This window comes from Streptomyces sp. 184 (assembly GCF_045781775.1).
Taxonomy (GTDB): Bacteria; Actinomycetota; Actinomycetes; order Streptomycetales; family Streptomycetaceae; genus Streptomyces.
This window is the reverse complement of sequence record NZ_CP123230.1, coordinates 7690535-7703409: the sequence shown is the minus strand read 5'-3', so window position 1 is coordinate 7703409 and position 12875 is coordinate 7690535. Positions and strand designations below refer to the sequence as shown.

The following is a 12875-nucleotide window of genomic DNA, read 5'->3' as shown; positions in this document are numbered from 1 at the left end:
CGCCGTTGCCCGGGCCCCGGCCCGCAACCCGCCGCCTTAGCTCAGTCGGCCAGAGCGACGCACTCGTAATGCGTAGGTCAAGGGTTCGATTCCCTTAGGCGGCTCCACCGGACCCCAGCTCAGAGATTCTCTGAGCTGGGGTTTTTTGGTTCAGCGGATGCGACGGCGCCGCCGCGCGCGGGCGGCTCGGGTGTCTCCGGTCTCAGTTCTGGTCTCAGACGCGGGCCCGGGGCGGGGCATGAAGGCGTCTCCCACGCGGCGCATGGCGTCCTTCGAGAGGTGCGATCTGCCCTTGACGTACCGCCGCGTCTGGCTGATCTGGGTGTGCCGAAGGATCTCCATGATGGTGGGCATGTCCACCCCCAGCTCGTTCAGGATCGTGCCGGCGGTGTGGCGGCTGCCGTCGTACAGCCGCCGGTCATCGATGCCCGCTTCGGCAAGCAGCTCCTTGAACTCCTCCCAGTCCGCCCGCGGGTCCAGCGGACGCCCGTCCGGCCGTGTGAACACCGCCTTGTGCTCCTGCCACAGCTCGCCCGCGGCGGCCCGCGCCGCCTCCTGCTGGGCCTTGTGCTCGCGTAGGTGAGGAATGAACGGCGGCGGGATCGGCACGGGGTCCGTGCTCTTCTTCGTCTTGGGCCGGGTGAAGGTGAGTCCGCCGCCCTTACGCTCCGGGCACGTGCTGGCGTGTCGAGTGCAGCCCTTCGGGCAGGGCTTAGGACAGCCACGCGTGTACGACTTGTGCCGGGTGCACCCCTGTGCGCAGGGCTCGAAGCGGTGCAGCCGGGCGCCGCAGGCGTGCGGGTCGTTGCAGCCGTGCCGCCACGTCAGCCGCTGGAGCTGCCACTTCGGGTGGATCAGCTCATTGTCGAGGTCGACGTAGGGCCAGCGGAGTCCAAGCGTCTCGCCCTGCCGGAAGCCCATCCCGACCCCGACGACCCACCGCATGAACGTGGGCCGCTTCGCTGCCGCTTCGAGGAACGCCTTCGCCTCCTCCCTGGTGAAGGGGTTTGCCTCGGTCTCCTCCAGGGAGGGCGGCTCTACGAGCGTGGCGACGTTCTCACCGATGATGCGGCGGCGGTGGGCGATCTTCAGTGCGCGGGACAGAATGCGGTGCACCTTGAGCACGTGCGAGGGGGCGTGCCCCTCGGCGAGCATCGCGGCGTACATCCTCTCCAGATGCTCCGGGCCCAGCTTGTCGAGCCGGTGCTTGCCGACGCCGGGAACGATGTCGTTGCGGGTCTTGGACCAGTAGTCATCCAGGGAGCGGGGTCGAAGTTTCAGGCTGGCAATGGTGGTGAGGTAGGTCGTCATCCACTGCTCTACGGTGGGCACCCGCCCGGCCTTGGGTGCCCGGCCGTCGTCCCGGAGCTTTTCCAGGGCCCTGACCTTGCGTCGCACCTCCGCCTCGGTGCGTGCGCGGCGGTGCCGGCGGTCTGGACTGCCGTCAGCCTTGACGCCCATGGTGACGCGACCGTGCCACCATCCGTCACTGCCGAGATAGACGGATGAGGCCATGTTGGGCTTGCGTGGGCTCATGCACTTCCTCCATGCAGAAAGGCGGCCCCGGACTGAAGTTCGGGGCCGCCTCGGGTGCGGTGCGGTGTTCAGGCGGCGGGGGAGAGTCCCGCCACGTAGCTCTCCAGGTCGCTGCGGCGGATGCGACGACAGCGGCCCAGCTTGATGTACTTCACGGCGCCTGCCGCCATCAGCTCATAGAGGGTGGAGCGGCCGATGGCGAGTACGCCGGCGGCTTCCTTCGGGGTGTAGAGGAGCCGGTCGGCAGGGGCGGGGGTGCTCATGCGGTGCAGCCTCCTTGGCGGGCTCGCTCCTGTCCGAGGTTCGGATTTCTGCGTCATTGCGTCATCTGCGTCATTCGGGCCGCTGAACTGCGGTCTTGTATGACGCAGGGGCTTCGAGGCTGCGTCATACATGACGCAGGGCTGCGTCACCCATGACGCAGATGACGCAGGATGACGCAGCGATCAGCCGTCTGCGTCATGGGTGTAGCCGCAGGTCAACGGCCGGTTTTCGGCTCGCATGACGCAGATGACGCAGCGTTCCTCTACTTCGGACAAGAGAGGGGTGTCTGTTGGTAGTGCGCGGGAGCTCTCAAGCGTGAAGGGCGAAGAAGGAGCCGCTTCGCGGCGCGACCATCGGGGGCGGCAAGCCGCCGAACAGCAAGAGGAGCACAACGGCGGGGCGTGCTCTTCTTGCTGTTCGGGACGGACTCTGACGCCGCGGGTCAGAACACCTGCTTCTGCTCAGGCGGGAGCGGGGCCGGTGGGCGGCTCATCTCGATGTAGCGGGCCGCCATGGTGCGTCCCCAGTCGATGAGGACGCCGCGGGCTGCCAGCGTCGGCTGAAGCCGTTTGAGCCGGTCGGAGAGCACCTTGCCGGTGGTCGGCCAGCCCCTCGGCAGGGGACGGCAGTCCTCCCCGACGTAGAGGCGGGTGAGGCAGTGCAGCCACTCGGCAGAGGTCATCCGCTCCTCTGCGCCGGCCTCCATTCCGGCGGCGTGCTGAAGCACAGTCTGCGCCAGCAGGTCGCCCTCGATCACGTCGTCGTTGAGGTCGTCCAGGCTTCGCCGGTACGCACTGAGCGCCCCGAGACCGGTGGCCACGTCGAGTTGCGCGCACAGGTGCGCGAAGTCCGCCATCCGCAGGTCCGTTGGGGTCTCCGCTTGGGCGGCGCGGACCTGGACCGTGAGGTCGAGCAGAGAGCCGAGGACGACGGGCAGGATCTCCTCGTACTCCGCCCACAACTCCGCCTCGGTCCGCCGGACCTTGGGCCGCTCAAGACGCAGCGGAAGGAGCCGTTCGGCAAGGTCGGGGCGGATGACGCCCACGTCGATGCCGGTCATGAGCAGCGGCCGGCGGTAGCGGGCCCGGACCACGTCGCCATCCGTGTACAGGGCGCGTTTGACGTTCTCGGCGCCGGTGACGATGCAGCACATCGCATCCGACAGGTCCGGCGTGAGGTGCGAGAGGTTGTCCAGCGCGGTCACCCACCCGGCCGCCACCGCCGCCGTCAGGTTCTCCTCATCCTTGGGGGCGCGGCGCAGGTCGCTGCTCATGCCCTCGATGATCCGCACGAGCATCCGCCCGCCGGTGGACTTGCCGGCGCCCTGCGGTCCGGTGAGGAACGGCGCGGGTACGGGCACGGACGGGCCCAGGCAGCCGATGAGCCAGGCCAGGGCCAGGCACTCGGTTTCCGCACCGGCGAAGTTGCACAACCGCAGCAAAAGGTCGATGCCCTTGCCGCTGGTGTCCTTCGCCGGCAACGGGAGTTCGCCTGTGAGCTGCGTACGGCGCCAGCACACTTCGCGCGGGTCGGGGGTGGTGATGTCCCATCCGGTGGGGTGGATGCGGACGGACTCGCCGTCGTTGCGTCCGAGGTCGAGCCAGGTCGCGCCGTCGAATCCGGGCGCGACGCGGATGTGTACGGGCTGGACTTCCTCGGTCAGCGCGAGGGCTTCGATCAGGTCAAGCGCCTCCTTCAGTGCGGTGCCGTTGAAGACGCCGCAGCCGTCGCGGAACAGGCCGACCATGAGTTCCTGGCGGTGGCTGCCGGTGGTGCCCTGGGAGCGGATCGGGCGGGCTACGGGGTGGCCGTTGCGCTGCGCGTACACGGTGCCGTCGGCGGTGCGGAAGTAGCTGAAGTTGGCTTGCGCGTAGTCGGCGATGACCTCGCGGGCCGGGGGCTTGTCGTCGTCGGACATGGCTACAGTCCCAACCTGGTACGGGCGTTGGTCCATGCATCGGTGCAGTGCCGGGCCGTTTCCCCCTTGGCCTGCGCGGCGGTGAACAGCCGCGCGACGTGGGCGTCGGTGAGGCAGCCACACCGGCCGTGCGTTGACAACACGGCCAGGAACGTGCCGTAGACCGTGCTGTGCACCGCGCTGCACGCCTCCGTGATGCGCTGCTCCGCCATCGCGATGCCGCGTTCCAGGAACGCGGGGGTGCGGTGCCGGCACGGGCCCTGCCCGCCCGGCACAGCCACGGCGACAGCCCCCGCCGGGCGGGCCGGGGACGGCTCCTTGGTGGCCAGCTCACGCACGGCGTCCGGCAGCGCGGTCATGGTGCCGGTGCCGAAGCCGAGCCAGCGGGCGTAGGCCATCGTGGATTTGATGTCGACGCCGGGCCGTACCGCGTTGGCGGACGGCATTCGCCCGAGGTAGAGCCAGTGTTCACCCCGTGTGGTGGGCACGGTCTGGGTCGGCGGCAGGGTCTCGCGGGCCCAGGCCACGGCGTCGGTGTCGTCGAGGTCGACGACGGTGAGCCCGGCCCCGCCCGGGTGATAGGCGACCGCAGCCGCCCGCACCCACGCGCGCCGCCAGATGCCGGAGCTGATCACGTCCCGGTCGGTCGTGGCGGCAGCCCATGCGTGGCACGGCGCCGGGCAGGTGCAGGGGCCGGGGGTCTTCATGTTCGGCCGGCCGCCGCACGCGTTGCCCGCACAGCGGCGGCAGTTGCCGAACGGCACCTTCCCCACCCGCAGCGGGAGGGCAGGGATGCCGGAAGCGGCAAGGTCCAGGGCGGCGCGCATCAGGCGGTGGTTCATGCGGCGGCGCTCCCTTCCAGGGTGAGGTACTGCCCGGCGATCCAGTGGGTGTAGGCGGGGGGTACGGCTTTGCGGGCTTCGAGGTTGGTCATCCAGGTGCAGCCCATGGCGTCGGCGTAGGCACGCTCGGCCTTGTGCTCGAAGGCGAGGAGGTCTTTGCGGTGCCAGCAGGGCGGCACTAAGTCCCCGCCGCCGTGCCAGGAGGTTTCGAAGACGCGATGACGCCGGACACCCAGGCCGAACTGGGTACCGCACAGCAGGTAGTCCGGGCGCAGCAGCCCGGCAGCGGCGGTCTCGGGCACGTTCTCCATGACCCAGGGCCGGCCGGTGGCCTGCATGACCTCCCGCCCCGGGCCGACCAGGTCCGGGTGCGCCTGGGGGTCACCGCGCCACTTGGTGACCGTGGCGTAGCGCTCGCACGGCCAGGAGCCGTGAACCAGATCGAAGGTGTGGCCCCAAGTGGCGCAGTACTCCAGCCCGTCGGCCTGGACGAACGTGAAGGGGTAGTTGGGCTGGGGGCGGATGTCGACGCCGACCACGTCGAAGCCGGCGAGGTGGTAGCCCATGGACAGGCCACCGGCGCCGCAGCACAGGTCCAACAGGCGAGGTCTGCGCCTGATGGAGCGTCGGATGTCGGTGGGGTCGGGCATGCTGGTATCTCCAGTTCAGTGAGGTATGGCTGGACGGTGGGCGGCCGTGTTCTTTGGCGAGAGGCGGTCGCCCACCGATATGGCTGACCAGGGAAATAGAGGCAGATGACGAACGCGTGGCTGGTCTTGGTGGTCGGTGACAATCGAACCCACGGGAGCAACGACGGCTACGACGACGAGCCGTCCCGGCACTACATCTGGGATGACACCGTCCCCAATCACGCGGCGCTGGCGCCCGGTGACGTGATCGCGTTGTGGGACAAGAAGTCGCTGCTGGGCGTGTCGGTCATCGAACGCATCGACACCGGCCAGGCGGTGAAGAACACCTACACCTGCCCGGAGTGCGGCAAGGCCAGCTTCAAGGCCCGCAAGACCAAGACGCCGGCCTACCTGTGCTGGGACTGCGCCGCCGAGTTCGAGACCCCCGTGACCCACCGGAAATCCGTCACCACCTACCGGTCCCACCACGCGGCGGCCTGGGTGGACATGCCGGGCGTGCTGTCGGGGAAGACCCTGCGCGAGCTGTGTGACTCGCCCAGGTCACAACTGAGCCTGCGTTCGCTGCGGTGGGAAAAGCTCCGCAACGCCATCGCAGACGCGGGGGTGGCCATGACCGTGACCATTGCCGACACCACCCAGCAGCGCATCCACGGCGGACACCGGCATGCCACCGTCCGTGTCCGTGTCGGGCAGGCAGCCTTTCGCCAGCGTCTGCTGGACGAACACGGCACGGTCTGCGCCTTCACCGGCCCCTGCCCGGCCGCAGCACTCGACGCCGCACACCTCTACAGCTACGCCGCCGAAGCCGAACACCACGCCCGCGGCGGACTGCTCCTGCGCCGAGACCTGCACCGGCTGTTCGACCTGGGACTGATCGCGGTGAACCCCAGCACCACCAGGCTGGACATCTCCCCCGAACTGGCCGGCTATCCCGGCTACAGCGGCTTGCAGGACGCCGAACTGGCCGTCCAGCCCACCCGCGAACATCTCCAGTGGCTGGCCAAACACTGGAACATGCACCGCACCGCCCCCCGCGTCCCCTCCAGCCGACAACCCGAGCAGCCGGCACAGCGCTGACGGGTACGGCGCGGTGCAACCGGCAGGCCGTCAGCCGTTGAAGGTGTTGCGCTTGAACACGGCCTTGCGGATGTGGACCGTGCTGCCGCGTCGGCCGCTGGCGATGGTGCGGACGGGCATGCGCCAGGCGATGACGGCCAGCGCGATCCACATGACGCTGCCGGAGCCGAAGCCCGCGGCAGCGGAGACGACTTCGCCGATCCCCCAGCCGACGCCGGCGGACAGGGCGCCGCCGCCGATTCCGGCGGCGGCGAAGCGCTGCGCGATGGGGTCCAGCAGCGGCAGGGGGGTGAGGTCGCGGGGTTCGGGGCGTGCTATCGGTGCCGGGGCGAGGTGCTTGGGCATGGGGACCATGCGGCCGTAGGCGTCGGGCACCCACACCACCGGCCCGCGCTCGGTGGCCAGTTCCACCGCCGTCGACTCTGGCGCGTAGGGGTCGAGCGGTGCCGGGTCGTACACGGGCGTGGTCGGCGGGCCCGGCCGTGGGACGGGTTCGTTCATGACTGTGCCTCCTGTCAGTTGCCCAGGGCGCGGGCCGCTTGGGCGGTGGCCTGGACCAGGTCGCGGATGGGCTCGTACGCGCCGGTGCCGGCGGTGAAGAACCCGAAGAGGAACACCAGCACCGCGGCGCCGGCGCCGGCCGCCTTGGTGCGGACGGCGAAGAACGAGGCGACGCCGAAGAGCAGCACGGCGGAGACGGTGAAGCTCATCGGGTGACCTCCGTGTGCGGCTGGGTGGTGCCGGCGCGGTGGATGCGGGCCCAGCGGTTGTAGAGCCAGCGGCCTACGCGTATGCGGCGGCCGGTGGCGCGGCAGCGCCGGCAGCTTCGGCCGCGCTTGAGCTGTCCGCGGCGGTTGGTGCGCGTCGCGTAGCCGAAGCCGCGGCACTTGCGGCAGGCGCCGAACGGGGAGACGGCACACAAGCCGCAGTAACCGAGAGTGACGGCGAGTAGGCAGGCGATAGCGAGCAGGGCAGGGGTCATGAAGGGCCCTCCAAGGCAGTTTCGTGGGGTTGTCGCAGGTGGGCCACTATCTGCTAGCAGCCTGATCAGGCACGGTTTGGGGTGCTAGCGGAGCCGCTATCGATAGCGGGGTGTGCTGCTATCGATAGCGGCTCCTGGCGGTCAGCTTGCGTCCCGGTTTCCGTCACGCTCCGCAATCGCAGTGGTGATGTGGGAGCGGTCGATACCGCGCTTGTTGATGAACTTGCCGTCGATGCGGCGGCCCACCTGGATCGTGGTGATCCCGTGCGGCTTGAGCGCCGCCGACAGCGCGTCAGGCTCCCACCCGCTGTACACGTCCGGTCGCAGTTCGGCGAGGCGGGTCACGATGGTCTCGGACCACGCCTTGGCCTCGCTGGCGGGGACGATGGCGAGGATGTCGGCGAGCAGGTCGTACGCGGGCGCGGCCGGTTCCGGGGCCTCCCCGAGCGCGTGGCCGGACAGGGTGCCGGCCCGCTCGCGGGCCTTGCGGGCGGACAGCGCGATGCGCTCAGCGGCGGGGGCATCGACGTAGACGCTGCGGATGATCCGGGCGTCGGAGCCGTCGCCGACGAAGTACGCGATGCCCTTGTCGTCCCAGGTGAACATGGTCGCGCGTACCCCGCGCTTGTGCGCGGAGGTGCCCAGCACCATGTCGTTGGCGGTGTGGTCCATGACCTTCATGCACAGCCGGACACTGGCGTTGGCGCTGATGCCGGTGGGCAGCGACTTCGCGTCGGGCCGCTGCGTGGCGGTGATCAGCACGATGCCGGTAGCCGGTCCCCGCTTGACCAGGTCGGTGCAGATCTCCTCGAACTCCTTGCCGTACTCGTGGTGCTCAAACCACACCTGGCACTCATCCACGCAGATGATGATGGGGTGCAGACCCAGGCTCGCCTTGGAGGCGAGTTCGCTGGTCACCTTGGATTCCGGGCAGATGTCCCGGGGAAGCGAGCGGATCACCTTGGCGCGGCGGCGCAGCTCGGTGCGCACGTTGCGCATGTCGGCGATCGCGTACTCGATGTCCGGGTCTTCCTCGCCCGCGCGGTGCCGGTGGGAGACGTGTTCGCCGACCGGGTCCAGGTCGCCAGTCCCTTTGAGGTCGTAGGTGTGCAGCTCTGCCCGTGCGTCCAGGGCGGCGATCAGGGCGAACAGCCGCAGCAGGAACGTCTTGCCCATGCGCGGGATGGCGCCGATGATCGCAGCGATGTACATGAAGGTCAGGCCCACCCAGCGTCCGCGCTGGTCGGTTGCGAAGTTGACCGGCTTGAACAGGTCCACGCTGCCGCCCTTGGCCAGCGGCCAAGCGGGCTGCGGGGCCTTGTTCATGTCCTGGTCCCCGACCCACAGCACCAGGTGCCCGGTGTGCTCATCCGGCACCGCTTCGGGCCACACGCAGCCCAGCGGGCGGCGCAGCCCGGACGCCAGACGCTCGCGCTTTTCGATGATGTCGGTGACCGTCACGCCGTAGGGAAGGTCACCCTCGGCACGCCAGCCGGGCCCGTCCCGGGTGATCGGGGCAGTGAACTCGAACCCGTCCCGGCCCTTGGCCTGCGCCTGACTGATCGGCGAGATGCCCAGCGATCCCAGCGCGCGCAGCACGATGTCCGACGTGAGCTTGGTCGCCTTGGGCAGTTCTACGGCGCGGTGGATGACCGGGGCGTCTGCCTTGCGGCCGGCCGTACCGAGGGCCAGCGTCACCGCGCCCACCGAGACGGCTTGCAACCAGCCGGGGGCAAGCACGTAGATGGCCAGCGCGGAACCCATGCCGACGAACAGCGCCAGCACCGCGACGAGGGTGCGCAGTCGCACGCGCCCGTCACGCTGCCGGGAGAGCTTGAGGTAGCGGTCGGCGTCCTCGGCGCGGACGGCGGCGAGTCGGACCGGCTCGCCTTCCCGGTCGGCCATCCACCGCAGCGTGCCGCCGACGAACCGGGCGGTGCCGGTCGGTGCCTGCAACGCGAGTCGGGCGGCGTAGACCGGGGAGCGAAGCGCGTGGTAGCCGGCGGCGTGCGCGTAGTGCCGTGCCACCCAGGACACGGCAGTCTTCAGCTCCTCCGTCGACTTCAGCCACGGCGGAACGACCGCCCGCCGCTTGGCGCCCAGGAGCCGACCGAGGTAGCCGGGCCCGGCCGACTTCGGGGTCGGCAGATCCACGTACGGGCGGGCGGTCGGGTCGGCCGACTCCTCACCCGACCCGGTCGGGTGGGAGTCGGCCGACCCGCGGGTGTCGAGTCGGGTAGGCGAGTTGGCGGACCGGTCCCGGTCGGAACGGGCCTTGTCGAGGTCGACTACCTCGCCCCCGGAGTCGGCCGCCATCTCCGCTTCGAGTCGGTTGAACAGCTCGTGTTCTTTGTCGTCGTCGGGATGCTTCACTAGGAGTCCTTCCACTTACGGGTGTGAGGGAACGCGGGCCCGGCCGACGCTGTGAGAGGTGAGCGGCCGGGTCCGTGCGAATGACTCTGGGCCGAGGTGATGGGGCGTTGCCACGCCATTCAGCCGCCATTTCCGACTCGTTTCGAGCTTCCAGTGGATGTGATTTCGCACCTCTTGCGGCTTTCGCGCGCAAGATGTCGTGCGCAACGACACGGAAACGACGGGAAAGCGACCAAGGAACGAAGGAGTCATGGCCTTGCATTGCCCCCAGCCAGGCTGCTATGTGCCCGGGTGGGCGCAGGGCACGCACATGCCCAACGATGTGGGGATGCAGTACCAGCGCTCCACGCGGCACTTCGGGCAGGTGCGGCGGGCGGTCATCATGGCGTCGAACGCGGCCCACTTCGCCAGCGTCATCGGCCGCACCGGCTTGGCCTTGATGACCTCGTACAGGTACGCCACCCGGGGCTCGCCGGTACGGCGGGCCAGGCGCATCACCTGGGCGGCGATCGGCTGCCCACCCGGCCGCAGCCCGCGGGAGCGGAGCTGCCGGCGGGTGGCCAGCCCTTCGGGCGCGAGGCGCCAGGGGTAGGTGGGGATGCCGTAGCGGGTGCCGGTCGGGTCGTAGCACTCGGCGTAGGCGGTGGTCATGCCGCCACCAGCTCAGGCGACCCGCCTCCCTGGCGCTCGGTACGCAGCGTGTCGCGCAGCTTGCGGGCGTTGGCCTGTGAGCAGCCCACCGCCGTGCGGATGCGGTCCGCGGTCAGCTCTGCCACCGCCCACCCCGCGGTCGCCTCGCGAGCGGCGGTCAGCAGCTCGTCAAAGCTGCGCTGCGGCCTGCCCCTACCCTTGCCCGCGACGCCGTTGCGGCGGCGCGGGCGCGGCTTCGGTCCGGCGCCGCCGGCGGCGGGCGGCTTGGCCTCATCGGCGACCACAGGCGGGGGTGGGTCGGTGGCGGGGGCGAGGTCGCCCATGCGCAGCAGGACGCGCTCACGCCGCGGGGCCTTGAACCGCCACCGCCGGCCGTACTGCTCGCGCAGTGCGGCGCGGGCGAGCTGGCGCTTCTTCTCCCGCGTCAGCGCCTCGCTGTAGGAGGTGATCTCCCACAGCGTCATGCGGCGCCAGAGCCCGAAGGTGGAGCGCGGCGCGAGCAGCCATCGGGAGAAGCGGACTTTCTCCATGCGGCGGCCGGTGACCGCGCCGATGCGTACGGCGTAGATGTGGGCGCCGATCTCGGAGAAGACCACCCACAGCAGCGGCATCGTGCCGTGGGCCAGCCGGGCGGACAGGGTGTGTCCGGCGGCGATGTTGAGCCAACAGGTGATCAGGGTGAGGATCCAGGGCACGAACCGCACCCACGCCAGCGTCATGTCCATCCTGATCAGCAGCAGGTTGGCGACGGTGAACACCGGGATCGCGATGTCGATACCGACCGGCAGCATCCACGGCGTGCCGAAGCCCCACCGCTCAGCGGCGGCCGATACCGCCTCGAACGAGGACGCCAGCCCGAGCACGCCGACGCCGGCCGCCGCCAGCGCGGCGACACCCGCAAGGCCCGTCTCTGGGCGGGTGAGCGGCGGCACACGCCGTTCCTCGGGGGTCGTGGTGGTGCTCATGCGGCACCTCCCAGCGTGAGCAGTGCAGCGGTGAAGAGGAACGCGCCTGCGGTGCGGATGAGGTCGACGGCGCGGCCGACCACTTTGAACTTGACCAGCGCGATGCGGGACAGGTTCGCGATGTCCGCGGCCTGGTCGTCGGGCAGCCGGGTGCGGATCTCCTGGGGGGTGAGGGTGGCCCACAGCGGGAAGCCGTGCCCGCCGCGCGTGTTCGGGCGTACCGCCCGCAGCAGCAGCGCGACGGCGACGACCAGCAGCCCGACGCCCGTTCCGCCCAGGACGCCGGCCGGGACGGTCAGCGGCGCGTTGCTGCCGACCGTCCAGGCCCCTGCGAAGACGGCGGCGATGAGCGCCAGTAACAGGCTGGCCTTGGTGTCGATACGGGCGATCTCCGCCTTTACCTCCGCATGAGCGGCGGCAAGGCTCGACTCCCGGGCACTCACGCCGCACCGCCCGCCGTGCCGGCGGTGCGGCCGTTGGCCAGCTTGCGGCGGGCGGTGAGGACCCGGCGGCGGGCCCGGCGCAGACGTCGGGTGTCCAGCTCGCCCGGTACCCGGTCCAGGACGGTGATCTGCGCCTCCAGGTAGGCGACTTCGGTGTGGATGACGGGCATCTCGGCTTCGATCGCGTCCAGCTCCGCCGCGGTCGGCTCACGGCCGGACGTGTCACCGGAGTCGGCGACTTCAGGTGCGGCAATACTGTTCATGGGTCGTTGTCCTTTCAGACGGGGACGGCCCGACAGCACCCCCGGAGATGCCCCTCCGGGGGTGCGCGCCGTGTGGGTGGAGACCAGGCGGCGGGCCGCCGTCCTGGTGTGGAGCGGGAAACGGGGTGCCCCGGGCGGGATTCGATCCCGCGCCCTCACGGCATGGATGCCGGGGCTGTCGAGCAATCGGGCCGGCGGGTGCCGGGCGCGGGTTCAGGACTGGTCGGTCAGGTGTGCAGCGTCCGTCTGGGCGGTGCGCGCCTGCTCTTGTGCCCAGGCGAGTTCGCTGCCTGCCATGGGCGGATCCGCGCTGGCGATCCACGCGCTGACGGACTCGCCGTACTGCTGCGAGTGCTCTGCCGCCGGGTCAGGCCCGTATCCGGAGCCCGCCATCAGCCGCGACCCCGCGCACGCACGTCGTCCTCGGATCGCTTGTTCTGCTCCCCGTTCTTCCGCGAAAGCTCCTGGCGCTCCGCTTCTGTCAGACTCGTGACCACAGGTGCCTCCTACACAGGTGCCTGTGGCACGGCCCTGGGGTGCCACCCGGGGCCGTGCACTTTGGTTCCGGACTCTCCGGCTCCCCGCGCCCCCGCCCGTCCGCACACCCGGCGGGGGCGTGAGGACGGGCGGGAGAGGCAGCCGGCCACCGTGTTCCGCGGCTTGGATGCCGGGGCGGTGGTGCCGGGCGTTACTTGTTCTGGTCGTCGCTGGGGTGCAGCACGTCCAGAACCTCGTTGATGTTCTTGTGGTAGTCCTCGTACCTCGGGTCGCTGGTGTCCTCGACGCTCTGGCACAGCTCGGCGGTCCGGGTCAGGTAATTGGGCATACCGTCGACGCGGTGGTCACTCATCAGAGAATCTCCTCTTGTTGGGTTCGGCCCGTTCTGGCCGACTGCCCGTGGCCCCGGCCGG

Annotated in this window: 16 protein-coding genes and 1 tRNA gene; 2 read left to right on the top strand and 15 right to left on the bottom strand. The window is 70.2% G+C overall.

The genetic code is table 11. From position 1 onward, the window contains the following. The first annotated feature begins 30 nt into the window (after positions 1-30). Positions 31-107, top strand: a tRNA-Thr gene (locus QBL21_RS32920). Positions 108-150: 43 nt separating this feature from the next. Here the strand turns inward: QBL21_RS32920 and QBL21_RS32915 are convergent. The 5 genes from QBL21_RS32915 to QBL21_RS32895 all read right to left on the bottom strand — a co-directional run bounded on the left by QBL21_RS32915 (position 151) and on the right by QBL21_RS32895 (position 5210). Continuing rightward, positions 151-1536 (bottom strand): tyrosine-type recombinase/integrase, encoded by a 1386-nt coding sequence (locus QBL21_RS32915; protein ID WP_407565879.1) that lies wholly within the window; start codon positions 1534-1536, stop codon positions 151-153. A 68-nt stretch (positions 1537-1604) separates the two neighbouring features. Beyond that, positions 1605-1799: a helix-turn-helix domain-containing protein gene (locus QBL21_RS32910; protein WP_407565878.1), complete on the bottom strand. Its 195-nt coding sequence runs from the start codon at positions 1797-1799 to the stop codon at positions 1605-1607. A 443-nt stretch (positions 1800-2242) separates the two neighbouring features. Beyond that, a complete protein-coding gene (locus QBL21_RS32905) occupies positions 2243-3718 on the bottom strand; it encodes an ATP-binding protein (protein WP_407565877.1) in 1476 nt (491 codons plus the stop codon). Positions 3719-3720: 2 nt separating this feature from the next. Continuing rightward, positions 3721-4560: a DNA primase gene (locus QBL21_RS32900; RefSeq protein WP_407565876.1), complete on the bottom strand. Its 840-nt coding sequence runs from the start codon at positions 4558-4560 to the stop codon at positions 3721-3723. Continuing rightward, a complete protein-coding gene (locus QBL21_RS32895) occupies positions 4557-5210 on the bottom strand; it encodes a DNA cytosine methyltransferase (protein ID WP_407565875.1) in 654 nt (217 codons plus the stop codon). Before QBL21_RS32895 ends, QBL21_RS32900 begins: the two co-directional genes overlap by 4 nt. A 105-nt stretch (positions 5211-5315) precedes the next feature. Between QBL21_RS32895 and QBL21_RS32890 the strand changes: the two genes are divergently transcribed. Beyond that, positions 5316-6287, top strand: a complete 972-nt coding sequence (locus QBL21_RS32890; protein WP_407565874.1) for an HNH endonuclease — start codon at positions 5316-5318, stop codon at positions 6285-6287. A 30-nt stretch (positions 6288-6317) separates the two neighbouring features. Here QBL21_RS32890 and QBL21_RS32885 read toward each other — a convergent pair whose 3' ends face one another. From QBL21_RS32885 to QBL21_RS32840, 10 genes are all read right to left on the bottom strand, one after another. Further along, a complete protein-coding gene (locus QBL21_RS32885) occupies positions 6318-6788 on the bottom strand; it encodes a hypothetical protein (RefSeq protein WP_407565873.1) in 471 nt (156 codons plus the stop codon). A gap of 14 nt (positions 6789-6802) precedes the next feature. Further along, on the bottom strand, positions 6803-6997 hold the full coding sequence (locus tag QBL21_RS32880; RefSeq protein WP_407565872.1) for a hypothetical protein: 195 nt from the start codon (positions 6995-6997) through the stop codon (positions 6803-6805). Then, entirely contained in the window at positions 6994-7269 is a 276-nt protein-coding gene (locus QBL21_RS32875; protein WP_407565871.1) for a hypothetical protein, read from the bottom strand. Before QBL21_RS32875 ends, QBL21_RS32880 begins: the two co-directional genes overlap by 4 nt. A 141-nt stretch (positions 7270-7410) precedes the next feature. Further along, positions 7411-9642 carry a cell division protein FtsK gene (locus tag QBL21_RS32870; protein ID WP_407565870.1) on the bottom strand — a complete coding sequence of 744 codons (2232 nt, stop codon included), beginning with the start codon at positions 9640-9642 and terminating at the stop codon, positions 7411-7413. A gap of 279 nt (positions 9643-9921) precedes the next feature. Next, the gene (locus QBL21_RS32865; RefSeq protein ID WP_407565869.1) at positions 9922-10293 is read right to left on the bottom strand and encodes an RRQRL motif-containing zinc-binding protein; all 372 of its coding nucleotides are present in this window, start codon (positions 10291-10293) and stop codon (positions 9922-9924) included. After that, positions 10290-11258: a DUF2637 domain-containing protein gene (locus tag QBL21_RS32860; protein WP_407565868.1), complete on the bottom strand. Its 969-nt coding sequence runs from the start codon at positions 11256-11258 to the stop codon at positions 10290-10292. The genes QBL21_RS32865 and QBL21_RS32860 overlap by 4 nt, the downstream gene beginning before the upstream one ends. After that, entirely contained in the window at positions 11255-11701 is a 447-nt protein-coding gene (locus QBL21_RS32855; RefSeq protein WP_407565867.1) for a Pycsar system effector family protein, read from the bottom strand. The genes QBL21_RS32860 and QBL21_RS32855 overlap by 4 nt, the downstream gene beginning before the upstream one ends. Further along, positions 11698-11964 (bottom strand): DUF6284 family protein, encoded by a 267-nt coding sequence (locus QBL21_RS32850; RefSeq protein ID WP_407565866.1) that lies wholly within the window; start codon positions 11962-11964, stop codon positions 11698-11700. Before QBL21_RS32850 ends, QBL21_RS32855 begins: the two co-directional genes overlap by 4 nt. A 213-nt stretch (positions 11965-12177) precedes the next feature. Beyond that, the gene (locus QBL21_RS32845) at positions 12178-12357 is read right to left on the bottom strand and encodes a hypothetical protein (RefSeq protein ID WP_407565865.1); all 180 of its coding nucleotides are present in this window, start codon (positions 12355-12357) and stop codon (positions 12178-12180) included. 295 nt (positions 12358-12652) lie between these two features. Further along, the gene (locus QBL21_RS32840; protein ID WP_407565864.1) at positions 12653-12814 is read right to left on the bottom strand and encodes a hypothetical protein; all 162 of its coding nucleotides are present in this window, start codon (positions 12812-12814) and stop codon (positions 12653-12655) included. Positions 12815-12875 lie beyond the last annotated feature (61 nt).

Coding starts and splice junctions, on each gene's coding strand:
- QBL21_RS32915 (WP_407565879.1), bottom strand. CDS start 1,536: ATGAGCCCACGCAAGCCCAACATGGCCTCATCCGTCTATCTCGGCAGT.
- QBL21_RS32910 (WP_407565878.1), bottom strand. CDS start 1,799: ATGAGCACCCCCGCCCCTGCCGACCGGCTCCTCTACACCCCGAAGGAA.
- QBL21_RS32905 (WP_407565877.1), bottom strand. CDS start 3,718: ATGTCCGACGACGACAAGCCCCCGGCCCGCGAGGTCATCGCCGACTAC.
- QBL21_RS32900 (WP_407565876.1), bottom strand. CDS start 4,560: ATGAACCACCGCCTGATGCGCGCCGCCCTGGACCTTGCCGCTTCCGGC.
- QBL21_RS32895 (WP_407565875.1), bottom strand. CDS start 5,210: ATGCCCGACCCCACCGACATCCGACGCTCCATCAGGCGCAGACCTCGC.
- QBL21_RS32890 (WP_407565874.1), top strand. CDS start 5,316: ATGACGAACGCGTGGCTGGTCTTGGTGGTCGGTGACAATCGAACCCAC.
- QBL21_RS32885 (WP_407565873.1), bottom strand. CDS start 6,788: ATGAACGAACCCGTCCCACGGCCGGGCCCGCCGACCACGCCCGTGTAC.
- QBL21_RS32880 (WP_407565872.1), bottom strand. CDS start 6,997: ATGAGCTTCACCGTCTCCGCCGTGCTGCTCTTCGGCGTCGCCTCGTTC.
- QBL21_RS32875 (WP_407565871.1), bottom strand. CDS start 7,269: ATGACCCCTGCCCTGCTCGCTATCGCCTGCCTACTCGCCGTCACTCTC.
- QBL21_RS32865 (WP_407565869.1), bottom strand. CDS start 10,293: ATGACCACCGCCTACGCCGAGTGCTACGACCCGACCGGCACCCGCTAC.
- QBL21_RS32860 (WP_407565868.1), bottom strand. CDS start 11,258: ATGAGCACCACCACGACCCCCGAGGAACGGCGTGTGCCGCCGCTCACC.
- QBL21_RS32850 (WP_407565866.1), bottom strand. CDS start 11,964: ATGAACAGTATTGCCGCACCTGAAGTCGCCGACTCCGGTGACACGTCC.
- QBL21_RS32845 (WP_407565865.1), bottom strand. CDS start 12,357: ATGGCGGGCTCCGGATACGGGCCTGACCCGGCGGCAGAGCACTCGCAG.
- QBL21_RS32840 (WP_407565864.1), bottom strand. CDS start 12,814: ATGAGTGACCACCGCGTCGACGGTATGCCCAATTACCTGACCCGGACC.